Genomic DNA, 22,809 nt, shown 5'->3' with positions numbered 1-22,809 from the left:
TCCGGTCTGCGGTTTCGTCCTGACCGACCCGCGAGCGATGCAAGTCTTGGCGCTCGGTCGCAGCATCATGATCGCCGAGACCGATCGCCAGCGGATCATCGCGGAAGTGCGCCTCGCCCACCACTATGCGAGGGTCGCCGAGGTTGCCGCCGCGGCGGCCAGTGCACCGCCCTCGGCGCTGATCGACGCGCCGGTTGTCGATGCCATCGAGTCCGTATCGGTTCCGCAGCCGGTGGCCGCGCCGACGCCGACCGCCGCTCCCCTGCGCACGCCGCTCGAGCCGTGGCAGACCACGCGGACGTTCACTCCCACACCGGAGCCCTCGACCGGCATCGCCGCTCCCCCGTCTCTGCCGTGGGAGTCGCGCCCTCCGCAGGAGCCGCGCCCGCCGCGGGAACCCCGCCCGCCGCGCCGCAAATTGAGCGTGCCCGTCCTGCTGCTGATCGTCGGGGTGTCCCTGGTCGGCGTCGCAGCCGTCTTCTTCCTCGTGTACGCGTGGTTCACGTGGGGCATCGCCGTGCGGGCGCTCATCATCGGCGCGATCACGATCGCCACGATCGCGATCGCATCGCTGCTGCGGCGGCGCTCGCTCACGGCCACCGCGGAGGGCATCGCGGTGTTGGGGGTGCTGCTGCTCGCCCTCGACGCGTGGGCGGTGCGGGCCAACGACTTCTTCGGCACCGGGCAGACACGGCCGGCGCTGTACTACGGCGCTGCCGTGCTGGTCGTCGGGCTCCTGTGCCGCGTGTGGGCGAAGCTCTCCAAGCTGCGCAGCCCCGACATCGCCTCCGTCCTGGCTCTGCCGGCCGGTCTCGGTCTGGCGATCGGAGGCGCCACCTCGCTGCCGATCGGCCAAGCTACGGTCGCCGGGCTGCTCGGGGCCGCCGCGGGCGGACTCGCCCACGCGCTGCCCAGCCCGTGGTCTTCGGCGCGCGCACGCGCGGACGCCGTGCCCGAGCGCACGACGCTCGCGATCGTCGGCATCGCCGCCCTCGTGGGCGCGGCTCTGCTGGCCGCCGCGATCGCCTTCGACGACTTCGCCCTCCCCCTGTGGTCGGGTGCCGCCCTCATTGCGCTGGGCGCGGCGCATGCCTTCGTGCTGCGCCCGCACGCAGCCGTCGAGGCTCTGCCGACCGCGCGCATCCTGGCCGCGATCTCGTCCGGCACCGCGGCCGCGGTGGCCACCCTGCTCGGATGGCAGCTGGCGCTGCGAAGCGACCTCCCGGTGTACACGCTGCTGGTCGGTCCGCTCGTGGCCGTCGTGGTGCCGGTCGCGCTGGACCGCCTCCGCCCGCGCATCAGCGGCCTCGCCGCCGCGCAGATCACGTCAGCCGTCCTGGGCGTCCTCAGCCTGTTCGCCACCCTGATCATCTGGATCGCCGGCGGCGTGGCGGCGACCGCCTTCGGCTGGACCGCCTGGCAGACGGATGCGGTGGCCGCACCCCCCGGCCAGGTCGACGGCGCCTGGTTCGCGGCCGTGGCCGGCGTGCTGATCAGCGCATGCCTGTTCCTCACACCCACTTTGTCGCGCCCCGCCCTGCGCAATCCGCGGATCGTGGTGGCGAGCGTCGTCGTGCTCGCCGGCGTGTCGGTCGTCGCGGTGCCGGCGCTGCTCGTCGGGACCGCCGCCGGGATCGCCGGCGCCGCCCTGGTGGTGCTCCGCCGGCCAGGGCTGCGCATCGGCGCCGGGGTGGCCGCCGGCCTCGGCGGCGTGACGGCGTTCGCCGCCGGAACCGCGGCGCCCTGGCTCTGGCTGATCGGTGTTGCGATCGCGATCGCCGTGCCGATCGTCGCGCAGCTGATCGTGCGACCGACTGGGTATGCGGCGGGGTGGCTCTCGTTCGCTCCTGTCGGCGTCGCCACGGCCGCGGCGATCCTGGCACCGGGTGCGATCGGCGCCGTCGCCGGCACCGCCCCCGAGCCGGCGGTCGCCTTCGTCCTCCTGCAGTGGACCGCGCTCGCCGCTCTGATCTGCGCGGTGGCGGTCCGCGGAGAACGCGCGAGCAGAGAGGCTCTCGCCGCGTCCGGCTACGCGCTCTTCGCGATCTCACTGCTCCCCTACGCGAGCGCGGCTGTCACGCCGGGAGCGGCCGGCGCTCTCGGCGCCACGTCCACCCCGCTGCTGGCCGAACCCGGCGCGGCGATCCTGCGATCGGCAGCGCTGCTCACGGTTCTGACGCTCATCGCTCTGCCGCGAACGCGCCTGGCGGGGGTCAGCGCGCTCGTCGCCGCCGCGCTCGTCCCCGCGGCGGCATCCCTTCTCATCTTCGACGTCGTCCAGACCCTCGGGCTGGCCGACGAGGGAGCGCGGGCGCTCGCGACGGTCGGCGCAGCAGCAGCGGTGGTCTGGGTAGCGGCAGCGTGGTCGTGGCTGCGGCCGCCGTCACCTCTCGCCGGGTCGCTCACGACGCGTACGGCCGTGGAGATCGGCGCGCTCGTGGCCGCGCTGGTTCTGGCATGGGACGTGCCGGCGGATCTGCGAGGAGCGATGCTCGCGATTGTGGCAGCAGGCTTCGCCGCCGCATCCCTCACGCGGGGCTGGGCCGCGCCGCTCTCGGCCGGCATCACCGAAGTTCCCTCGACCGCAACCGACGGGGTCCCCACCGTCGGCAACCCGCGTCGCCTGCTGGTGTGGCCCGCGTTCGCGTTGGCGACGGCCGCACTCTGGTCGGCGCTGTCGACGGCGCCGGGTGTCTCACCGACTGTCGAGGCGTACGCCATTCCGCCCGCCGTGGGTCTGCTCGCCTTCGCGACGCTGCTGGTGTGGCTGCGACGGCACATCGAGGCGGCTGTCGCCGTCACCGGCTCCTTCCTGATCGGTCTCGCCCTGCCCGCGCTCGCCGGCTGGTCGGGTTCGCCGCTGCGAGGGACAGTCGTCGTGATCGTCGCCGCGGCGCTCTGCCTGGCACTGACCTGCACACCGGCGATCCGCGAACGCGTTGCGGCGCTGGCCGGCGCGACGACGGCGCTGTTCGCCGTCGCGCTCGTCACGGTGCAGCGCGCCACCGGGGAGGCGCCTGCGGATGTCGCGTGGCTGCTCGTGCTCGTGGCCGTCGCGTACGTCTCGGCCCTGGGCGCCGGCCGAGGCCGCCGGGCCTCGCTGTACGCCGCGATCGTTCCCCCGCTGTCACTGGTCGTCGCCACCGCGGCGGGGGTTCTGTCGGCCGACGTCGCTCCCGTGCTGATCGTCGCCCTCGTCCTGCTCGCGGCGCTGCACGTCGCGGCATCGGCCCTGGGCCGGGATCCCCTCGGGGCCGCGACCCGCTGGACGAGCATCGGCGCCGCGGCCGCCTTCGCCGCTGCGGGTTTCCTCGCCGGCACGGCGACGATCTCCGGCGTGCAGATCGTCGAGCTGGTGAGCCTGCCGGTCGCCCTGACGGTGCTCGCCGGGTCCGCGTGCGCGCAGTGGCGTCGCCGGCGCAGCGGTGATGCACTGCGCGTGAGGGATGCCGCGTCCGAGGGTCCGGACACGGAAGAGGTCGTGTGGATCGCGGGTCTGCTTCTCGCCGTCGTTCCGAGCATCGTCGCACCGGTCGAGGTGCTGCGCGTCTGGCTGGGCGTGACCGTTCCGCTCGCCGCAGCTCTGGTCGCGGTGATGGTGCCGCTGCGGGGGGCGCGCACTCTGCGCGTCGCATCCGCCGTCGCCCTGACGGCGGCATCCGTCATCATGGGCGCTCGGGCGCTGGCCGAAGCCGTCTTCCCTTCGGCGGAGTCCGCCGTCCACGTCGCGGGCGCCGGCGCGATCCTCGTCGCCGCCGCACTGGTGCGGTTCCTGGTGACCCCCGACTCGCTCGCGGTATCCGGGCCCGAGGGGGCGGCATCCACCGACCGGCTGCTCGCGGGCGTCGCGACCGCGGTCGCGGCCGCCGGTGCCGCACTGCTCCTCGCCGACGTCGTCGTTCTGAGTGACGGTGAGCTCGCCCGCACGACGCTCACCGCACTCATCGCGGCAGTCGCCGGCGTCGGCGGCGCGGCGCTGCTCGGCCTGCCGCGCTGGCGGGGCCTCGGCGCCGTGCTCGCGATCGGCGGCTTCGTCGCGGCGCTCGTGGCGATCGCCGCCCGCCTGATCATCGAGTTGCGAACACCCGTCGTCTCGGTCGAACCCGACCTGTGGGCCGTGATCGCGCTGGGCATCACCGCAGCCATCGGCATCATGGCGCTGCGGACGACCGCCGGCACCGCGGTGGGTCGGGTCGTCGCAACCATCGTCGGCATCGCCTTCTCCGCGGTCCTGGTGTTCTTCGCGATCGCCGAGTTCGGCCTCCTCTCCGCGGCGACCGCCGATGCCGCACGCACTCTGCTCACCATGAGCGTGCTGACGGCCGCGGGTCTGGCCGGCTGGCTGTGGCGAGGACGACTCGGCCTCACGCCACCGATCGTCGCGGCGGTCGCCGCTGCCGCATTCGGGCTCGCCGCGCTGACGACCTACTCCGTGAGCCCGGTGGAGATCGTCACTGCCCCTCCCGCACTGGGGCTGATCGCTCTGGGAGCGCGGGCACTGGAGCGTGATGCGCGAGCGCGGACGTGGCCCGCGCTCGGACCGGGACTCGCGCTGCTGCTGATCCCCTCCCTGCTGCACGACTTCTTCGGCAGCACCGACCTCTGGCGCGTGGTCGCCCTCGGTATCGTGTCGCTCGCGCTCGTGGTCATGGGCGCGGTCTGGCGGTTGCAGGCGCCGCTCGTGCTCGGCTCGGTCGTTCTTCTCGTGCACGGCGTCGCCCAGCTGTGGCCGTGGATCTCCTCGGCGTACGTCTACGTGCCGTGGTGGTTGTGGCTCGGCATCGGCGGCGCGCTGCTCATCTACCTCGCGGCGCGGTACGAGAGCAGCATGCGGGCACTGCGCACGTCGTTCACCGCGGTCGCGTCACTGCGCTGAACCCGGGCCTGCGGCCGCCTCGCGCGCGCCTCGTCCCCACCGGAACGCCGAGACCGTCGGGTCGCCCTCGATCCAGAAGCGCCAAGGGAAGGCATCCGTCCCCGCGACCCCGGCGACGCCCACGCGCGGTCCGCTCGCCACCGAGCCGAGCGGATCGACGAGCAGCGAGAGCCGGGCGACGGCGCCGGCCTGCGCGGTTCCGGCTATCGCATCGATGCCGTCGTGCACGGGATGCCGCAGCCCCAGCGCATCGCCCAGACGGCCGGGGCCGCGCGCGAGATCGCGCTCGGCGCGCACGACACCGCGGCGTTCGAGGCGGCGCCGACCGGCGGCATCCTGCCCCTGCACGACCTCGCCGGCGCGCAGCAGAATCCCGCCGGCGACACCGACCGGCCCGCTGACGACGTTCACGCACGAATGGATGCCGTGGCTCAGGTACACGTAGAGGTGACCCGGCTCGCCCCACATCGTCGCGTTGCGCGCCGTCCTTCCCATCCGGGCGTGCGAGCCCGGATCGGCCACCTTGCCGGTCCCGGCACCGTGATACGCCTCGACCTCGGTCAGGCGCAGGGCGACGGTCTCGCCGCTGATCAGGGTGGTGAGGATGCCGCCCAGCAGCCGCGGCGCGACTTCGCGGGGCAGGCCGAGCAGGTCCTCCCGCGTCGCCGGCCGCACGGGATCGGTCCTCCCGGTCGCACCTGTGCCGGTCATCCCGGCGGCACCTGGCACCACGAGACGTCGAAGCCCGACAGGGCGACGACCTGATCGCCGGTCGCGATCTCGATGATGCGCGACTCCAGCCGCCCGGGCAGCGGCAGGCGGTACCGGTCGTAGGGGTTGGCGACGGCATCCGGTGCCACGGTCACCGCCGCATACCTGCCGCTCGGCGAGACACAGGTGTGCATGACCACATCGTTCGCGGGCAGGTCGGCGATCACGCGGGTGCCGCCGTCCGCGTCGACGGCCGCCACGCTCGTTCCGACGGGAAGCCCCGTCTCATCGGTCGGCACTCCGACGCGCACGGTTCCGGCGCCCGGAATGGGCGTGATCGCCCCACGCAGCCCGAGATCGACGTCCGCGGGAACCAGATCGGTCTCGGTCCCGTCCGCGAGGTCGATGACCTTCATGCCGTCGAACCGGGTCACGACCGCCTCGGACGACCCGCGCGCGATCCCCTCGATCGCGATCGCCGCGCCGAGCGCGGTGGCGTCCTGTCCGGTGGAGCCTGTGAGCAGCAGGGAACCGTCGAAGGACAGCAGCAGGATGCTGTCGGTGTCGGGGACGAATCTCCACTCGGCGATGCGGTCGTCCGAGCCCGTCACGGCGACCGGGGTGGGTGGCGCGTCGGCCTCGGTCTCCTTGAGCGACGCGGTGAACAGCGCGCTCTCGAGGCCACCCGCTGCGCCGAGATCGGCGTCGGAGAAGGTGTAGCCGATGAGCTCGCCCCGGTTCGCGCTCTGCAGATTGGAGACGTATCCCTCCCCCGGCAGCGGGAGCGTCCGCTCGTCCTCGCCGTCGAGATCGGTCACGATCAGCTCCGACACGTCGTCGGCGATCACGGAGACGATCAGATGGCTCGAGGTCGCGCGGAAGTCCTCGATGTGGTCGGCGCTGAAGACGGGGAGCGCCTCGTCGCCGGCGAGGTCGGTGCGGTAGATCGTGTCGCCGCTCGTGGTGCGCTGCAGCACGAAGACCTCCGCCGCAGGAGTGCGGAACGTCTCGGTCAACGTCGCCGCCGGGCTGCCGCCGATGCCCTGCACACCGCTGAAGGTGACGGTGTACTCGGTGTCGTCGAACAGGGGAAGCGTGAAGCGCACCCCGACGCTGCGACCCGAGGTGTCGACCGTGAACGGCGTGGCCGGCGTGACGGTCACCTGGCTCGCGTCGACATCGGCGAGCGACTGCGAGGTCGTCACGATCAGGCGGGATCCGGATGCCGCCGCCGCCGCAGCGGGATCCACCTGCACCGACGTCGCCCGCGGCCCCTGCGCGACGCTCGCGGCAGCCCCGGCCAGGCCGATCACCGCGAGCACCCCGGCGACGACCGCGAAGGTGCCGACGAAAACGCGGCCACGTCTCTTGCGGGCTCGGCCGGCGCGCGTCGGGACGTCAGTACTCATACGGATCCGCGGGCTCGTCGATCGCCTCGACCGAGGACGCGTCGATCTCGAGCCGGCCGTCGGCGGTCGAGCTGACGGTGCCGGTGACGGTCACCCATTGACCGATCTCGAGTGCATCCGATGCCGCGACCGGTATGCTCGCCGGTTGCGCATCGATCACGCAGTGGGTGATCACGAGTCTGGTCAGATCGAAGCCGTTCGCGCCGTCAGCGGGGGTGACGAAACCGGTGAGGGTGACCGTGTCGCCGTCGAACGCGTCAGGGTTCGTCGCCGTCGCGAACACTGTCGCCCACTCCCCCACTCCGAACGAGGCGGTGTCTCCCGTGGATGCGAGGGTGACCGCATCCGATCCGGCGAACAGCGGCGGCGCCCCGACGTCGCGCGACATCGCCAGCTCGGCGGACAGCGATGCGGGCGGCACCACGAGCGTGAGAAGGACGACCCCGGATGCCGCGACCCCGCCAACCACGGTGGCGGCGAGCGCTGCCGGATGCGTGCGGTGCTCGTGCGGATCGTCTCCGTGGTCGTCGTCGCGGGCGTCGCCGTGGTCATGGCCGTGGTCGTCCTCGGCGCCGAGCGGCAGCGCGAAGCTGAGGGCGGCGCCGACGAGGACGAGCACCGCCATCCCGACGGCGAACCAGGTCGAGTCGGGGTTGATGTACAACGCCAGCCGTCCGGTCAGGGCGAGTCCGAGCGTGACGACCGACAGCACGGCCGCCAGCCCCACGCCGAGCCAGCGAGTGGCGAGGTGGCTTCCCCGGTGCTGCGCGTCACGCAAGGAGATTCACCACCGACCCGATCGCGAACGCCGAAAGCACGACGACCACGACGATGCCCGCGAGGGTGCGCGTGGTGAAGGTCGTGCGCATGAGCGCGAGCATCTTGATGTCCACGAGCGGCCCGACGAGCAGGAACGCCACGATCGATCCGGGCGTGAACGTCGATGCGAACGAGAGCGCGAAGAACGCGTCGACGTTCGAGCAGATCGCCACGACCATCGCCAGTGCCATCATCGCGACGATCGACAGGGCGGGATTCGACCCGATCGCCAGCAGCGCATCCCGCGGGATCAGCACCTGCACCGCTCCGGCCAGGGCCGAGCCGATCACGAGGGCCGGCATGACCGCGCGCAGCTCGATCACGAACTGGGCCAGACTGCGCCGCGCACGGTCGCCGGGCTCGTGCACGACCAGGTCGCACGTCTCGCGGAAGCGGTCGGTGAGCAGCGCGTCGGGATCGGGATGGCGGCTGTAGAGCCAGCCGATCAGGTTCGCGATCGCATAGCCGCCCAGCAGACGCGCGATCAGGATGCCGTCGCTGAAGCCGAACGCCTGATGCGTCGTGATGATCACGATCGGGTTGACGATGGGCGCCGCGATGAGGAACGTCAGCGTCTCGGGCACCGTGAACCCGCGCATCAGCAGGCCGCGGGCGAAAGGCACGTTGCCGCACTCGCACACCGGCACGAACATGCCCAGCAGCGAGAGCACCATGCGGCGCGCCCAGGCCCGGCGCGGCATCCACCGCTCGATCGCCCCGGCCGGCACCCACACCTGCACGACGATCGACAGCACGACCCCGAGCGCCACGAACGGCATCGATTCGATGAGCACGCTGATCGCGAGCGTCAGGCCGTCCTGAGCCCGCGTGGGAAGCGATGCCGGGAACAGACCGGGCGCGTAGGCGTCGAGCAGGAACAACCCGGCGATCATGAGCACCCCGATGCCGACCGCGACCGCGGCCGTGCGGGCCGACGGTCCATTCCCGCGTGTGGCGGCGCGCGCACCGGCGCCCGAGGGCGCGGGTGTCAGACGCGGATCACTCCGCGACACGCTCGCTCGCACCGGTCTGGGCGCACGCGGCGCACAGTCCGAAGATGTCGACGACGTGCTCGGCCTCGCTGAAGCCGTGCTGGGCGGCGGTCTGGCGTGCCCACTGCTCCACATCGGTGGCTTCGATCTCGACGGTCAGCCCGCACGATCGGCAGATCAGGTGGTGGTGATGGCCGACGCTCTTGCAGGCGCGGTAGAGACTCTCCCCTTCGGGACTCTGCAGGGAGTCGGCTTCGCCCTGCGCGGCCAGGCCGGCCAGAGCTCGGTAGACGGTCGCAAGGCCGATGCCGGTGTTCTCGTCGCGCAGCATCGCGTGCAGGCTCTGGGCGCTGACGAACCCGCTCGCGCCGTCGAGCGCTTCGCGCACCCGATCGCGCTGCCACGTGTTGCGCTGGACCATGGGCGAAATCCTACCCAGCGGCCCTGGACGGCCGCCGGGTGCGCACGACGCGGTCGCGACGGGCGCCGAGGAGGCGGCACACGACGTAGATCGCGAACGAGATCGTGGTGATGTACGGGCTGACCGGCAGCGTCCCGGCGATCGCGAGCAGGATGCCGCCCACCGCGGAGACGAACCCGACGGCCGCAGACAGCAGCGGCACCGACAGCGGACCGGTCGCGACGCGCATCGCCGCGGCGGCCGGAGTGACCAGAAGCGCCATCACCAGCAGGGCTCCGATGATGTGGACGGCGACCGCCACGATCAGCCCGAGCAGGAGCATGAATCCCAGCGAGATCGCGGTCACCGGCACTCCTCGCGCGGCGGCGGACTGCGGGTCGAGGGAGTCGAAGCGCAGCGGCTGCCAGATGAGCAGGATGCCGGCCAGAACGAGCACGCTGATCGCGATCAGCCAGCCGAGCTGTCCGGTCTGCACTGACACGATCTGCCCGGTGAGCAGACTGAACCGGTTCGCGCTGCGGCCGTTGTAGAGCGAGAGGAAGAGGATGCCCAGGCCCAGGCCGAAGGGCATGAGCACGCCGATGATCGAGTTGCGGTCCCGCGCCTTGGCTCCGAGCCATCCGATCAGGGCGGCGGCGATCAGCGAGCCGACGATGGAGCCGGTCACAACGTCGACGCCGATCAGGAGCGCCGCCGCCGCGCCGGCGAACGAGAGCTCGCTGATGCCGTGCACCGCGAAGGCCATGTCGCGCTGGATGACGAAGACCCCGACGAGTCCGCCGACCAGTCCGAGGACCGCCCCGGCCCAGACCGAGTTCGAGACGAGCGCGAGGATCTCGCCGTACACCGGGAGGCCGCCGAACATCGCGTTCCACACGTCGTCCCAGTTCACTCGTGCACCCCGTGCTCGTGGTGGTGGTGCGAGACTTCGGCATCCGGGGCCCCGACGACGACGAGCCGGTCGCCGGCACGCAGCACGAACACGTTCGCGCCGTACAGGTCGCTCAGCACGTCCGAGCGCAGGACCTCCGCCGGCGTGCCCAGGGTGAACCGCCCGTTGGCGATGTACAGGATGCGGTCGACCGCGTCCAGCAGCGGGTTGATGTCGTGCGTGACCAGCAGCACCCCTGCGTCGTGGCGCCTGCGGTGCCGGTCGATGAGACCGATGACCGCCTGCTGATTCGCGAGGTCGAGACTGGTGAGGGGTTCGTCGCACAGCAGCAGGGAGGGATCATCCGCGAGCGCCTGACCGACGCGCAGGCGCTGCTGCTCACCGCCGGAGAGCATGCCCACCGGGCGATCGGCGAAGGCCTCGGCGCCGACGGCCTCGACGAGCGCCGCGACCTGGCCGGCATCGCCACGACGCGGGAGGGGAATGCCGAAGCGGTGCCCGTTCACCCCGAGGGCGACCAGGTCGCGACCGCGCAGCGCGGTGTCGGGGGGAAGCGGCCGCGACTGCGGGATGTAGCCGATCGCGCGGTTGCCGGCCTTTCGCACCGGCCGGCCGCCGACGGAGATCGTCCCTTCGCTGAGCTGTTCGAGACCGAGGATCGCCCTCATCAGGGTCGTCTTGCCCGAGCCGCTCGGACCCAGGACCGCCACGAGCTCGCCGGCGGCCACCTCGAGGTTCAGGCCCGCCCAGAGGTCGCGTCCGTCGCGGCGCAGCGCCGCATCCCGGATCTCCAGGACCGGGGTGGTGGCCGTCGTGTCGCCGGTCATCGGATCATCACGGAGCCAGAGCGCCGGCCAGCGCCGCGATGTTCGCCTGCATCCACGAGAGGTAAGTCTGGCCCTCGGGGAGCGTTTCGGAAAACGCGATCACCGGGATGCCGAGCCCGTCCGCCTCGTCCGTGATCTGCGTCGTCTCGGCCCCTCCGGTCTGGGCGTTGGTGACCACGACGCTGATGTCCTCGTCGCGCAGCAGGTTCAGCGACTCCAGCAGGGTCGCCGGTGGGACGTCCTGTCCCTCCTCGACCGCTTCACTGAAGGCCTCGGGCGTCGCGTTCTGGAGGCCGGCAGCGAGGATCAGGTAGACCGGCACCGGCTCCGTGACGAACACCTGCTGCCCGGCGTGGTCAGCGTCGATTCCTCCGAGCTCGTTTTCGAGGCCTGCGACCCCGGCGGCGAACGCGTCGGCGTTGGCCCGGAAGGTGTCGGCGTCTGCGGGCTGCAGTGCGGCGAGTTCGTCGGCGATCGCCTCGGCGACGTGCTCGACCGTGCGCGGGTCGTAGAAGACGTGCTCATTGAAGCCCTCGACGTGCGCGTGATCATCGGCGTCATCTCCGGCATGCGCGTCGTCGGTGTCGTTCTCCGGCCAGTGCTCCGAGAACTCCACGGCCGTCACCACGGGGGCTTCACTCCCGCTGGAATCGATCAGCGCGTCGACGAACGCGTCGTATCCGCCGCCGTTCTCGATGACCAGATCGGCCTTCGAGACCGTCAATTGGTCCTTCGCCGTGGCCTCGAACGAGTGCGGGTCCTGGGCCGCGGACGAGACGATCGCGGTGACATCCACCAGGTCTCCCCCGATCTCCTCGGCGATCTGCGCGTAGACGTTCGTCGAGGCCACGACCCGAAGTCTGCCGTCATCGGATGCCGGGGCATCCGTTCCCGCCGAGGCGCAGCCGGCGAGCGCGAGCGCGACGACGGCGGTGACAGCGAGCACGGACATGCGCCGGGAGAACCAGGTCATGCCCCCAGGCTAGTGCTATTGATAATCGTTCTCAAACTGGATGCGGTCAGCGCGGTCGCGATCGGTCCGGGCGGATCACGAGGTCTCCGAGGTTCTCGGCGACCCACGCGCACCAGACCGACACCGACCGCCAGGAATCGCTGATGATCTCGAACGCGTCCCGGGTCCACATCCAGTCCGCCAGCTCATCCCGTCCGCCGACGGCCAGGTGCTTGAGCCGCAGCAGGTCGATCCGCGGGTGGTCCACCGGATACCCGCGCGGGGCAGTGCGCAGAGCGTCGTCGCTCATCGGAGCCAGGTGCGCGGCATCCATCTGCTCGAGGACGCGGCCGAGCTCCTGCATCAGCCGCGGGTGGTCGACGATCTCGCGGAAGCGCGCGAGCGCCGCCGGCGGGACGTCGTACACGCCGCCGCCCAGCATCAGTCCGCTCTCACTGAGCTGCAGGTAATGGGCGATCGGAGCGCTCGAGACCATCCCGATGTGCGTCTTGTAGGGCGTCTTGTCCGCGCTGAAGCGCACGTCGCGGTAGGGCCGGAAGATCTTGACGTCGCCGAACTCCGGCTCGAGCTGCGCCGCCAGCTGCTCGAACGGCCCGCGCACGTGGGCGAGGTACCGCTCGTTGTTCTCGGTCCACCACGCTTTGGTGTTGTTCACCGCGAGTTCGCGGAAGAACGCCGGAGCGTCCGGATGCAGCCCGTCGAAGCTCATGCCGCGATCGTACCGGCGCGCGGGATCAGTCCAGCAGCAGGGCGGGCTCCTCGAGCACCGCGGCGACGTCGGCGACGAAACGGGAGACGCCGTCACCGTCCACGACCCGGTGATCGAATGACCCGGACACCGTGGTGACCCAGCGAGGGCGCACCTCGCCGTCGACGACCCACGGCTTCTGGCGGATCGCGCCGAGGGCGATGATGCCCACTTCGCCGGGGTTGATGATCGGGGTGCCCGCGTCGACGCCGAACACGCCGATGTTGGTGATCGTGATCGTGCCGCCCTGCTGGTCGGCGGGCGTGGTCTTGCCCTCCCGCGCGGTGAGCGTGAGCTTCTCGAGCGCGCGTGCCAGCTCGCGGGTGTTGAGGTCCTGCGCGTCCTTGATGTTCGGCACGAGCAGTCCTCGGGGCGTCGCGGCCGCGATGCCGAGGTTCACGTAATGGCGCAGGCGGATCTGCGCGCCGTCGTCGGTCTCGACCCACGCAGCGTTGACCATCGGGGTGCGGCGCACCGCCCAGATCACGGCTCGGGCCATGATGAGCAGCGGCGAGACCTTGACGTCGGCGAAGTCCGTCGAGCCCTTCAACCGCTTGACCAGTTCCATCGTGCGCGAGGCGTCGACGTCGACCCACACCGACACGTGCGGTGCGGTGTAGGCACTGCTGGTCATGGCGTTCGCGGTCGCCTTGCGCACACCGCGCACGGGGATCGACTCCTCCCGGGAGTCCGGGGAGGCGCTCGCTGAAGGGGCGGGGGCGGATGCCGCGGCATCCGCAACCGCGACGGGAATCGTCTCCTCGCGCACGGCCCCCCACTCGGGCGTCTGGATGTTGCGGAACACGCTCGCCTGGGACGCGTGCTTCATCACGTCTTCGCGGGTTACTTCGCCCGCTGCGCCGCTGGCGGTCACCTCGGCCAGGTCGACGTCGAGATCGCGTGCGAGCTTGCGGATCGGCGGCTTGGCCACGACGCCGACCGAGGCGCGCACCGGGCGCTCGGCGGGACGCCGCCGTCGCGACTGCACGTGCCCGGCGCTGCCGTAGCCGACCAGCACCGAGCCGGCGCCCTCGTCGTCCGGCTCGTGCGGCTCGCCGTGCTGGCTCTGCCCGGCAGTCGCCGGGGGAGCGGCGGCATCGACGCCGGCGATCGTGATGATCGCCGATCCGACGTTCACCGTGTCGCCCTCGGCAGCGAGCAGGTCGCCGACGACGCCCGCGAAGGGCGACGGCAGCTCGACCAGCGATTTCGCGGTCTCGATCTCGACCAGCACGTCGTTGACGGCCACGGGGTCGCCCGGCGAGACCCGCCACGACACGATCTCGGCCTCGGCGAGACCCTCGCCGACGTCGGGGAGGAGGAAGGTCTGGGTGCTCATGGTCGATCCTCTCGCACCGTCAGTAGGCCATCGTGCGGTCGACGGCCTCGAGGATGCGGTCCGCATCCGGAAGGAAGGTGCCCTCGAGCTTCGCCGGCGGGAACGGCGCATCGAAGCCCGACACCCGCAGCACAGGGGCCTCGAGTGCGTAGAACGCCTTCTCCATGACGGTCGCGGCGACCTCCGAGCCGAGCGAGGAGAACCCGGGCGCCTCCTGCGCGTAGACCATGCGCCCGGTCCGGCGCACGGAATCGAGGATGGGTCCGTAGTCGACGGGGGAGAGGGAGCGCAGGTCGATGACCTCGCAGGACGTGCCCTCCGACTCGGCGAGCGCCGCCGCCTGCAGCAGGGTCGCGACCATCGCGCCGTGGCCCACGAGCGTGACGTCGGTGCCCCGTCGCACGAGCCGGCTCGCGTGCAGCGGCAGGGCACGGGCCGACGTGTCGACCTCGCCCTTCTGCCAGTACCTGCTCTTGGGCTCGAGGAAGACGACGGGATCCTGCGAGGCGATCGCATCCTGGATCATCCAGTACGCGTCGTTCGGGGTCGACGGGCTCACCACGCGCAGGCCCGGGGTGTGGGTGAAGTACACCTCCGGGCTCTCCTGGTGATGCTCGACCGCGCCGATGTGGCCGCCGTAGGGAATGCGGATGACGACCGGCATGCTGACCGCGCCCTCGTGTCGATTCGTGATCTTGGCCAGTTGCGAGGTGATCTGGTCGAAGGCGGGGAAGACGAACCCGTCGAACTGGATCTCGCACACGGGCCGGAAACCGCCCATCGCGAGGCCGATCGCGGTCCCCACGATTCCGGACTCGGCCAGGGGCGTGTCGAGGACACGGCGCTCGCCGAAATCGGCCTGGAGGCCCTCGGTCACGCGGAAGACCCCGCCCAGCCTGCCGATGTCCTCGCCCATCAGCAGCACGCGGTCGTTCTCGGTCATCGCTCGGCGCAGCCCGGCGTTGAGCGCGCGGCTGAAGGGCATCGTCTCGATGGGCGAGGGAGTCTCGGCGGCCGGGACGTCCTGAATGGTGTCGGTCACGATGCCCCCTCCTCGAACGATGACTCGTACCCCGCGAGCCAGGCCTTCTGCTCGGCGATGAGCGGGTGCGGCTCGCTGTACACGTGGTCGAACATGAGCTCGGTGGGGATGCCGCCGAGCTCGACGGTGCGCACGCGCGCGTCCTCCGCCACGGCTGCCGCCTCGGCCTGGACCTGAGCGAAGAACGCATCGGACGCACCGCGGCCCTGCAGGTATGCCCGCATGCGGGCGATCGGATCCCGTCGCGCCCACGAGTCCTCCTCGTCGGAGGTGCGGTACTTCGTCGGATCGTCGCTGGTCGTGTGCGCGCCCATGCGGTAGGTCATCGCCTCGATCGCGCGTGGCCCGCCGCCCGCACGCGCCTCGTCGAGGGCGACGCGCGTGACGGCGTAGCTGGCGAGCACATCGTTGCCGTCGATCGGCACGCTCGGGATGCCGTACCCGGCGCCGCGGCGATGAAGCGGCGACCGCGACTGGGTCGCGACCGGCACCGAGATCGCCCATTGATTGTTCTGCAGGAAGAACACCTCGGGCGTGCGGTAGCTGGCGGCGAAGACCATCGCCTCGTGCACGTCGCCCTGACTGGACGCGCCGTCGCCGTAGTACACGATGACGGCCTCGTCGCGCTGCGGGTCGCCGGACCCGGACTTGCCGTCGAAGACGAGTCCCATCGCGAGCCCCGTCGCGTGCAGTGTCTGCGATCCGAGCACGAGGGTGTAGATGTGCGTGTTGCCGTTCTTCGGGTCGAACGGGTTCCATCCGCCGTGCGTGAGCCCGCGCATGACGCGGATGATGTCGACCGGGTCGACACCGCGGATCGTGGCGACCACGTGCTCGCGGTACGAGGGGAAGAGGTGATCCTGCGCGCGGGCAGCGCGGGCCGAGCCGACCTGAGCCGCCTCCTGACCGAAGCTCGGCGGCCACAGCGCCAGCTGACCCTGCCGCTGCAGGTTGGTCGCCTGCTGGTCGAAAGCCCGGATCACGAACATGTCGCGGTAGAAGCCCTCGAGCTCTGCATCCGTCAGCGCGTCGATGATGGCGAGATACGGCGCGGCCGCCGAAGTGGGCGCCAGCGTGCCGTCCGCGGCGAGTACGCGGACCAGTTCCGGGTCGTCACCCCGCACGACGTCAGAGGGAGCTGCGTCCACGGACGCGTTCTGAGACAAGGTCACCCGTCCTACGCTAGCCCGCGTCCCGAGTGGTCTTCTGGGAGGTCCTTCACAACGGATGCCGCGATCGCTAGGACCTTCTCGACAGAGTCCTCTTCGCCCACGCTGATGCGCAGCCCGTCGCCGGCGAAGGGTCGCACGATGAGCCCCGCCTCATCGAACGCGTCGGCGAGCTCGAGCGTCTCGCGGCCGCCGGGCAGCCACACGAAGTTGCCCTGCGCCTGCGGGATGCGCCAGCCGGCCGCCCGCAGGGCCGCCGCCAGGCGGTCACGACGCTCCGCGATCACCCGCACGCGCCGGAGCAGCTCATCCTCCTGCTCGAGGCTCGCGAGCGCGGCCTCTTCCGCGTGTGCGGTGACCGAGAGCGGGATGCTCGTGCTGCGGGCCGCGTCGAGGATACGCGGGTGCCCGATCGCGTACCCCACGCGCAGTCCCGCCAGTCCGAAGGCCTTGGAGAAGGTGCGCAGCACGACGACGTTGGCCCGCCCCTCCGCCCCGAGGACCGTCACGCCGTCGACCGACTCCCGGTCCGTGACGAACTCCGCGTAGGCCTCGTCGAGGATGATGAGCACGTCGGAGGGGACGGTGTCGGCGAACGCGTCGAACTCGGCCTGCGTGACGATCGGACCGGTCGGGTTGTTCGGCGTGCAGACGATGATCACCCGCGTGCGGTCGGTGATCGCGGCCGCCATCGCGGGAAGGTCGTGGCGCGCGTCGGCGGTGAGCGGCACCTGGATGGGCGTCGCACCGGCGACCACGGCGAGCCACGGGTAGGCCTCGAACGAGCGCCACGCGAAGATGACCTCGTCGCCCGGGCCGGAGGTCGCGAGCACCAGCTGGGCGAGGATCGACACGCTGCCGGCGGCGACGTGCACCGAATCGTCGTCCACGGCGAAACGCTCCGCCAGACGGCGACGCAGCCGTCCCGCCGTCGCGTCTGGGTAGCGGTTGAGCGCCGTTGCCGCGTTCACGGCTTCGAGCACACCCGGGAGCGGGTCGAACGGGTTCTCGTTGCTCGAGAGCTTGAACGCATCGCCCCCGGCCTGCTTGCCCTGCTTGTAGGGCGGCAGCGCGGCGATCTCGGGGCGCACCCGGACGGGGATCGGGGAGGGGTCGGTCACCCTGACGAGTCTAGGGACATGCGCCGATCGCCGACTCTTGAAGGGAGCACCGGCGCCCGTGGCAGACTGATCGCACTATGGGCTTCCTCATCCGTGTCGTCGTCAACGCGTTCGCGATCTGGGTCGTCACCCTGATCCCCGTCCTCCAGGTGTCCGTCATCGCATTCCCGCCGGGCGAGACGCTGCAGTTCGTGATCACACTGCTGGTGGTCGCGGCGATCTTCGCGCTCGTGAACACGTTCATCGGCACGGTGATCAAGATCCTCGCGTTCCCGATCTACATCCTCACCCTCGGGCTGATCGGCCTCATCATCAACGCGTTCCTGCTCTGGCTGACGGCCTGGATCACGAGCTTCTGGAGCTGGGGCCTGCGCGTCGAGGACTTCTGGTGGGGAGTGGTGGCGGCGATCATCATCTCGCTGATCAACTGGATCTTCGGCATCATCCTCCGCCCGAAGAAGCGCGACTGACCGGCGGTGGTGCCGGGAGCGGGTGCGGGCTCCCTCCGGTCACACGCTGGGCCGAGTACTCCGTGACGTCGATGGATGCCGCGCGCCCGAGCTCGGCCCACAGGTCGCGCACCGCACCCATACGGGGGTCACTCGACGCATCCAGCAGCCGGGCCGTGTCGGTGTAGCCGCCGATGCCGTGTGCTGAGAGGCCGTAGTCGTGAAGGCCCGGCTGCGGATCGGCGGTGCGCTCGGCGATGAAGCTGCCCGCGGCGCCGACGGCTCCCAGGTGACCGCCGCCCTCGAGCGCGCCGACCGGATCGTCGCGGTGTCGCAGAGAGATGCTCAACGTGCCGTCGCCGACATCCGCCTCGACGGGAGAGCCGAAGGAGACGAGTGTGCGCGTCTCGAAGCCTCCCTCGAGCGCGACGTGCGCTGTCACCATCGCCCCCTGGGAGTGGCCGAAGGCGTGGACGACATCCCCGGGCTCTGCCCCCGCCGCGGACAGCGCCGCGAGCGTCGCCTCGTAGGATGCTGAGCGCTCGCCCGAATACAGCTGGACGTTCGATGCCATATCGAACGGGTCGCTCGTTCGGGGCGCGAGGGTCTGCGTGCCCGCGACGTACACCGCGAACTGGCGCGTACCGTCCGGCATGGAGTACCGCTCGACGCGGATGCGGGCCTCGCCGTGCGGGATGCGCGCCGCGGTGTCGGCCAGCGACGCCGGCGCACCGGTCGGTCCGGTCGTCGGCAGCGGTGTGACGATCACCGGCCCCGCGGTGCCGGTCAAGCGTGAGGTCATGGGCACCGTCCCCGCCCCGGCCCGCGCGATCGCGTGCTGAACAGACCACACGAGGGGGACCGCGAGGAACGGGAAGCCGGGCGAGATCCAGCCGAGCGTGCCCGGTGCCTGACGTGCCAGCTCTCCGGGCCAGGTCAGCCGATGAGCGAACGCGGCAAGAGTCGCCCGGCGGCCGGCGTCGGGGTGATCGGTCAGCAGGCGCGCCAGCCCGGCGTCCAGCCGCGAGACCCCCGACTCATCGCCCGCCGCCTGCGCCGCGGCGCGCTCGGCCCTCAGCTCGACGATGTCGTACACGTCGGCCGCGAACCGCAGCGCGTCGACGATGAGGTCGGCCTCACCGATCACGGCGAGGACCCGCTGCCGAGCCGCCTCGACCGTCGCCGATGCCGCCCACGTGGCGCGTGAGGCGTCGAACAGCCGCAGCCCCGCCGACCCGATGACACCGGCGATCGCCTCGAGGTCGGCCGCCGCGGATGCGAATCCAGCGGCTGCCGTACGCAGCGTCGCCGTGTCGACCGCGACCGCGCCGCCGCCGCGGATGTCGAGGTCATCGCTCATTCTGCAGGGCTCCAGACCCGCAGCTCGATGCGCACCCGCGCCGCCGAGACCTCGTTCCGCGCGTCCTCCACGAACCCGGCGAGTCCGGCGACATCGTGGCCCCACGAGTCGGCACCCGCGTGGAACCGCGTCGCGGCATCCGTTCGCCAGTCCGTTCGGCGCGCGAGGCCGGCCGCGTGTGCGCAGACGTTCCCCAGCTGCTCGATCGCACCGTTCAGTTGCTGCTCGATGACACTCAGGACCGCGATCGTCTGCAGCGCAGAGGGGTCGTTCAGCATCGACATGGTCTCCACCCTGCGGCGCGGGCGCGCGGGATGGATGCCGCGGGCCGCGTCCGGGGGAGAACCGGTGCCTTGCGGGCGCTGTGGAGGAGGGGCGCGGTGTGCGCGAAGCTGCGGACCGTCGCAGAATGTACGCATGACCGTCAGCGCCGTGGAGCCGTTCCACGTCGTCTTCGTGTGCACGGGGAACATCTGCCGCTCCCCGATGGCGGATGTGGTGTTCCGCTGGTTCGCCGAATCCGCCGGGCTCGCGGACCGCGTCGCCTCGACGAGCGCCGGAACCGGCGACTGGCATGTCGGCGAGCGCGCCGATCAGCGCACGATCGAGGCTCTGGAGCGCCATGGATATGACGGCACTCGGCACCGGGCCCGCCAGTTCACGCATGCGGACTTCGCACGCAACGACCTGGTCGTCGCCCTCGACCGCAGTCATGAGCGCATCCTGCGCGGGTGGGCTCGCACGGAAGCGGATGCCGACAAGATCGCCCTGCTCATGTCGTTCGAGTCGGGTGCGCGCACGCTGGACGTTCCGGACCCCTACTACGCGGGACCGAGCATGTTCGACGAAGTCCTCGCGATGATCGAGGGCGGCAGCCGCGCCCTGTTCCGTCAGCTGGAACCGGCGATCCGCCCCGCTGTCTCCCGCGGGGCGGATCCTCCGGCGGCCGACTAGCGACCGACGCGCACCACGGTGCTGGCGGTGGTGCTGTTGCCCGCAGCATCCGTGGCGACGTAGGTGATCGTGTAGAACGCCCCGACCGCAGCGGTCACCGAGAACGTGGTCTCGGTGATCTGGTCGATGCTCGCCTTCTTGCTGCCGGCGCCGACTGCCGATTGGACGGCGACCTGCACCGCACCGGAGTCGTCCGCGGCGTCCACCGCGATCGTGACGATGCGCGGCTTGCCGTTGGGCGGGAACAGCAGCGACGGGTCGGCGGTCACCGAGATCGTGGGCGGCGTCGTGTCGGGCACGCTCAGGTCGAGCCCGATCACCACGGGGTCGTGGTCGCTCGAGCGGTAGGGGTCGGGAGCGAACAGCTCCGACACCTGATCGGCCGACTTGAACTCGGTGTTGTAATCCAGCACGGTCGGCTCGTCGGCGTTGATCTGCCAGTGTTGCGCACCCGTCACGTCCTCAGCGAGCGAGGTGCCCGCCAGCGCATAGTCGAGGTACCCCAGCTGGCCGTCGAAGACGTAGGAGTACGCCTCCTCGCCCTGGTACTGCTCGACCACGTCCGTGTATCCGGCGGCGAGCAGCACGTCGATCGGGTCCTCCTTGTCGTAGGAGTTCAGGTCGCCGATGATGAGCTCGCGGCCCGCGCCCTGGCCGGTCGGGTCGGTCGCGAGCCAGTCCGCCAGCGCCTGGGCCGCCCGGGTGCGGGTGAGGTTGCAGTTGCCCGCGCCGTCGCCGAGGTCGGGGTCTCCGACGCAGGCCGACCCCTTCGACTTGAGGTGGTTCACGACGACGGTGACGGGCTCGCTGCCCCCGACCTTCGTGACGGTCTGCGCGAGCGCCGGCCGGTTGTTGTCGGCGAAGCGCGGGTCGGTCGCCGAGGTCAGCACCGCGAAGTCACCCTGCGGCTGCACGGTCGCGGGCTTGTAGATCAGCGCCGTGGTGATCGCGTCCGTGCCGAGCACCCCGGTCTGGATGGAGGAGTACGTGCCCGCGCCCATCTCAGCGTTGAGCGCATCGACGAGTGCCGCGACCGCCGTCCCGTTGTTCTCGATCTCGATCAGGCCGACCACGTCGGCATCGATGTCCGAGATCGCGCTGACGATCTTGGCCTCCTGGCGCTTGAACTCGGCGGCAGTGTTCGCACCCCGGTCGCCGAGGGTCGTGAAGTAGTTGAGCACGTTGAAGCTGGCGACCGTGACGTCACCGCCGACCTCCGGCACCTCGGGGCGGAGGTTCGCCGCGGTGTAGTCCGCGGGCGCGGTCGGCTGGATCGCCCACCCGCCGAAGCGGTAGTCGAGCACACCGGTGATGTTCGCGAGCGTGTCGCCGCCGCGGAAGGTGTTCGAGAGCGTGAACTCGGCGCCGTCCGGGTGGGTGAGCGGGTCCGGGTTCTGCACGCCCAGGCCGTCGTCGAGCGTGATGCGCTCTTCGGCGTTCTGCGCCGCGAGTGCGATGGCTTCCGGCGAGCCCGGCTCGAAGACCGCGGTCGGCTGCATCTGGCGGTCCACACCCACCTCCACGCTGCCGAAGCGGCTGTACTCGAAGTACTCCAGGATCGTCAGGGTCTGCGGAAGGGTGACCGACATGCCCTCGAGCGCCTCTCGCTCTTCGCTCGTCGCCGGCAGAGTGAGGGTCGCAGGCGAGGGGAGCGCGACGCCGGACTGGCAGATCTCAACGCCACCCGCCGTGATCTCGGTCAGCGTTCCGCCGGCCGAGGCGAACTCGCTCACGGTTCCGGCGACGTTGACCACATCACCCGTCGCCACGTCGAGCGCCGCGCCGGGCGCGTAGACGAAGACGCTGTCGGAGGTGGCCGGATCGCCGTCCCCCTCGTCCTGGATGAAGTAACCCGACAGACCGCCGGCCGCCTGGAAGTCGCCGACCACGACGCCCTCCACGCGCACCACCGCGTCCACGACCGGCGAGGTCGTGCCCGAGCCCTGCACCGATCCGATCGTCACGGTGTCGGCCTCGCAGTCGGCACCGGTTCCGGGATCGGGCTCGGGGTCGACCGCGGGGAGAAGAGCGCAGTCGGCTTCGTGGAGGCCGAGCCCTTCGGAGCTGTCCGTGGGGTAGCCGGCCCACTGTGCCGCGGGGTCGAAGGCGTTGGACCCGTCGGAGTCGCCGACGCAGAGATCGGCATTGCGTCGGAGGGTGTTGTCTGCGGTCGATGTGATGCCCGTGCCCCACTCGGTGCCCGGATCCACCCCGATCTGACCGATCACGTCGACGATCACCGTGCCCTTCACCAGTGCGATCGCGTCATCGCCGTTGAACAGCCCGGCGGTCGAGGTCAGGTTCGCCTTCGCCAGGATCGCCGCGTTGGCCGAACCGTGCGCCAAAACGAACACCCCGTCCGGCGCGACCGTACCGGTCAGTGGCACGGTGACACCGGCCGTGGCGGAGCCATTGGAGTACTGCTGCACGGAGTATCCCGAGGCGCCCAGGTCGATGGCCGCGGTGCTCGGGTTGTAGATCTCCAGGGCCTTGTTGAAGGACGTGCCTTCGATGTATTCACTGAACAGCAGGTCGCCGGATGCCGCTGATGCGGGCGGAGCGATCACCACGGCGCCGACCGCGGCGAGAGTGACGGAGGTGAGTGCCGCGATGAGGCGACGGGGGGATGGGCGCACGGAAAGACTCCGATCAAGGGGGGGATATCGGCTTTCGCCTTCAGGCTATGTCGCTCCTGTGACATGCGGAA

General features: G+C 71.1%; 19 protein-coding genes. 3 read left to right on the top strand and 16 right to left on the bottom strand.

What is annotated here, in order from left to right; genetic code table 11:
• Positions 1-37 precede the first annotated feature (37 nt).
• A complete protein-coding gene (locus RWQ91_RS05480) occupies positions 38-4,876 on the top strand; it encodes an SCO7613 C-terminal domain-containing membrane protein (protein ID WP_314503319.1) in 4,839 nt (1,612 codons plus the stop codon).
• Here RWQ91_RS05480 and RWQ91_RS05475 read toward each other — a convergent pair.
• The 13 genes from RWQ91_RS05475 to RWQ91_RS05415 form a co-directional block, all read right to left on the bottom strand.
• Positions 4,865-5,587 carry a DNA-3-methyladenine glycosylase gene (locus RWQ91_RS05475; protein ID WP_314503316.1) on the bottom strand — a complete coding sequence of 241 codons (723 nt, stop codon included), beginning with the start codon at positions 5,585-5,587 and terminating at the stop codon, positions 4,865-4,867. The two genes, RWQ91_RS05480 and RWQ91_RS05475, sit on opposite strands and share 12 nt — an antisense overlap.
• Positions 5,584-6,996, bottom strand: coding sequence for a hypothetical protein (locus RWQ91_RS05470; RefSeq protein ID WP_314503312.1), 1,413 nt, complete (start codon positions 6,994-6,996; stop codon positions 5,584-5,586). Before RWQ91_RS05470 ends, RWQ91_RS05475 begins: the two co-directional genes overlap by 4 nt.
• Positions 6,986-7,774 (bottom strand): TIGR03943 family putative permease subunit, encoded by a 789-nt coding sequence (locus tag RWQ91_RS05465; protein WP_314503310.1) that lies wholly within the window; start codon positions 7,772-7,774, stop codon positions 6,986-6,988. Before RWQ91_RS05465 ends, RWQ91_RS05470 begins: the two co-directional genes overlap by 11 nt.
• Positions 7,767-8,708, bottom strand: coding sequence for a permease (locus tag RWQ91_RS05460; protein WP_314504334.1), 942 nt, complete (start codon positions 8,706-8,708; stop codon positions 7,767-7,769). Before RWQ91_RS05460 ends, RWQ91_RS05465 begins: the two co-directional genes overlap by 8 nt.
• 106 nt (positions 8,709-8,814) lie before the next feature.
• The gene (locus RWQ91_RS05455; RefSeq protein WP_314503309.1) at positions 8,815-9,228 is read right to left on the bottom strand and encodes a transcriptional repressor; all 414 of its coding nucleotides are present in this window, start codon (positions 9,226-9,228) and stop codon (positions 8,815-8,817) included.
• 10 nt (positions 9,229-9,238) lie between these two features.
• On the bottom strand, positions 9,239-10,120 hold the full coding sequence (locus tag RWQ91_RS05450; RefSeq protein WP_314503306.1) for a metal ABC transporter permease: 882 nt from the start codon (positions 10,118-10,120) through the stop codon (positions 9,239-9,241).
• A complete protein-coding gene (locus RWQ91_RS05445; protein ID WP_314503303.1) occupies positions 10,117-10,947 on the bottom strand; it encodes a metal ABC transporter ATP-binding protein in 831 nt (276 codons plus the stop codon). The genes RWQ91_RS05450 and RWQ91_RS05445 overlap by 4 nt, the downstream gene beginning before the upstream one ends.
• Before the next feature lie 7 nt (positions 10,948-10,954).
• Positions 10,955-11,920 carry a metal ABC transporter solute-binding protein, Zn/Mn family gene (locus RWQ91_RS05440; protein WP_314503299.1) on the bottom strand — a complete coding sequence of 322 codons (966 nt, stop codon included), beginning with the start codon at positions 11,918-11,920 and terminating at the stop codon, positions 10,955-10,957.
• 46 nt (positions 11,921-11,966) lie between these two features.
• Positions 11,967-12,629, bottom strand: a complete 663-nt coding sequence (locus RWQ91_RS05435; RefSeq protein ID WP_314503297.1) for a DUF2461 domain-containing protein — start codon at positions 12,627-12,629, stop codon at positions 11,967-11,969.
• A 25-nt stretch (positions 12,630-12,654) separates the two neighbouring features.
• Complete coding sequence (locus RWQ91_RS05430; protein ID WP_314503295.1) at positions 12,655-14,007, bottom strand: dihydrolipoamide acetyltransferase family protein; 1,353 nt, start codon at positions 14,005-14,007, stop codon at positions 12,655-12,657.
• Positions 14,008-14,026: 19 nt separating this feature from the next.
• Complete coding sequence (locus RWQ91_RS05425) at positions 14,027-14,992, bottom strand: alpha-ketoacid dehydrogenase subunit beta (protein WP_314504332.1); 966 nt, start codon at positions 14,990-14,992, stop codon at positions 14,027-14,029.
• A gap of 53 nt (positions 14,993-15,045) precedes the next feature.
• A complete protein-coding gene (locus tag RWQ91_RS05420) occupies positions 15,046-16,173 on the bottom strand; it encodes a thiamine pyrophosphate-dependent dehydrogenase E1 component subunit alpha (RefSeq protein ID WP_314504330.1) in 1,128 nt (375 codons plus the stop codon).
• 53 nt (positions 16,174-16,226) lie between these two features.
• Positions 16,227-17,339, bottom strand: coding sequence for a histidinol-phosphate transaminase (locus RWQ91_RS05415; protein ID WP_314503293.1), 1,113 nt, complete (start codon positions 17,337-17,339; stop codon positions 16,227-16,229).
• A 77-nt stretch (positions 17,340-17,416) separates the two neighbouring features.
• Between RWQ91_RS05415 and RWQ91_RS05410 the strand changes: the two genes are divergently transcribed.
• Positions 17,417-17,809, top strand: a complete 393-nt coding sequence (locus RWQ91_RS05410; protein ID WP_314503291.1) for a phage holin family protein — start codon at positions 17,417-17,419, stop codon at positions 17,807-17,809.
• On the opposite strand, the gene RWQ91_RS05405 is transcribed toward RWQ91_RS05410, so the two are convergent.
• Positions 17,781-19,148 carry a hypothetical protein gene (locus tag RWQ91_RS05405; RefSeq protein WP_314503289.1) on the bottom strand — a complete coding sequence of 456 codons (1,368 nt, stop codon included), beginning with the start codon at positions 19,146-19,148 and terminating at the stop codon, positions 17,781-17,783. The two genes, RWQ91_RS05410 and RWQ91_RS05405, sit on opposite strands and share 29 nt — an antisense overlap.
• Positions 19,145-19,432 carry a hypothetical protein gene (locus tag RWQ91_RS05400; protein ID WP_314503288.1) on the bottom strand — a complete coding sequence of 96 codons (288 nt, stop codon included), beginning with the start codon at positions 19,430-19,432 and terminating at the stop codon, positions 19,145-19,147. The genes RWQ91_RS05405 and RWQ91_RS05400 overlap by 4 nt, the downstream gene beginning before the upstream one ends.
• Positions 19,433-19,565: 133 nt before the next feature.
• Here RWQ91_RS05400 and RWQ91_RS05395 point away from each other — a divergent pair, with 133 nt between their 5' ends.
• Positions 19,566-20,102: a low molecular weight protein-tyrosine-phosphatase gene (locus tag RWQ91_RS05395; RefSeq protein WP_314503287.1), complete on the top strand. Its 537-nt coding sequence runs from the start codon at positions 19,566-19,568 to the stop codon at positions 20,100-20,102.
• Here RWQ91_RS05395 and RWQ91_RS05390 read toward each other — a convergent pair.
• Positions 20,099-22,738 carry an ExeM/NucH family extracellular endonuclease gene (locus RWQ91_RS05390; protein WP_314503284.1) on the bottom strand — a complete coding sequence of 880 codons (2,640 nt, stop codon included), beginning with the start codon at positions 22,736-22,738 and terminating at the stop codon, positions 20,099-20,101. The two genes, RWQ91_RS05395 and RWQ91_RS05390, sit on opposite strands and share 4 nt — an antisense overlap.
• Positions 22,739-22,809 lie beyond the last annotated feature (71 nt).

The sequence above is a fragment of the uncultured Microbacterium sp. genome (assembly GCF_963524805.1).
In the GTDB taxonomy this organism is placed as follows: domain Bacteria; phylum Actinomycetota; class Actinomycetes; order Actinomycetales; family Microbacteriaceae; genus Microbacterium.
The sequence above is the reverse complement of the archived record's forward strand: the minus strand, read 5'-3'. Positions and strand labels throughout refer to the sequence as shown.

What these genes read in the sequence shown, in the direction of transcription:
- RWQ91_RS05480 (WP_314503319.1), top strand. Translation starts at nt 38, where the DNA reads ATGCAAGTCTTGGCGCTCGGTCGCAGCATCATGATCGCCGAGACCGAT.
- RWQ91_RS05475 (WP_314503316.1), bottom strand. Translation starts at nt 5,587, where the DNA reads ATGACCGGCACAGGTGCGACCGGGAGGACCGATCCCGTGCGGCCGGCG.
- RWQ91_RS05470 (WP_314503312.1), bottom strand. Translation starts at nt 6,996, where the DNA reads ATGAGTACTGACGTCCCGACGCGCGCCGGCCGAGCCCGCAAGAGACGT.
- RWQ91_RS05460 (WP_314504334.1), bottom strand. Translation starts at nt 8,708, where the DNA reads ATGATCGCCGGGTTGTTCCTGCTCGACGCCTACGCGCCCGGTCTGTTC.
- RWQ91_RS05455 (WP_314503309.1), bottom strand. Translation starts at nt 9,228, where the DNA reads ATGGTCCAGCGCAACACGTGGCAGCGCGATCGGGTGCGCGAAGCGCTC.
- RWQ91_RS05445 (WP_314503303.1), bottom strand. Translation starts at nt 10,947, where the DNA reads ATGACCGGCGACACGACGGCCACCACCCCGGTCCTGGAGATCCGGGAT.
- RWQ91_RS05440 (WP_314503299.1), bottom strand. Translation starts at nt 11,920, where the DNA reads ATGACCTGGTTCTCCCGGCGCATGTCCGTGCTCGCTGTCACCGCCGTC.
- RWQ91_RS05435 (WP_314503297.1), bottom strand. Translation starts at nt 12,629, where the DNA reads ATGAGCTTCGACGGGCTGCATCCGGACGCTCCGGCGTTCTTCCGCGAA.
- RWQ91_RS05430 (WP_314503295.1), bottom strand. Translation starts at nt 14,007, where the DNA reads ATGAGCACCCAGACCTTCCTCCTCCCCGACGTCGGCGAGGGTCTCGCC.
- RWQ91_RS05425 (WP_314504332.1), bottom strand. Translation starts at nt 14,992, where the DNA reads ATGCCCTTCAGCCGCGCGCTCAACGCCGGGCTGCGCCGAGCGATGACC.
- RWQ91_RS05410 (WP_314503291.1), top strand. Translation starts at nt 17,417, where the DNA reads ATGGGCTTCCTCATCCGTGTCGTCGTCAACGCGTTCGCGATCTGGGTC.
- RWQ91_RS05405 (WP_314503289.1), bottom strand. Translation starts at nt 19,148, where the DNA reads ATGAGCGATGACCTCGACATCCGCGGCGGCGGCGCGGTCGCGGTCGAC.
- RWQ91_RS05400 (WP_314503288.1), bottom strand. Translation starts at nt 19,432, where the DNA reads ATGTCGATGCTGAACGACCCCTCTGCGCTGCAGACGATCGCGGTCCTG.
- RWQ91_RS05395 (WP_314503287.1), top strand. Translation starts at nt 19,566, where the DNA reads ATGACCGTCAGCGCCGTGGAGCCGTTCCACGTCGTCTTCGTGTGCACG.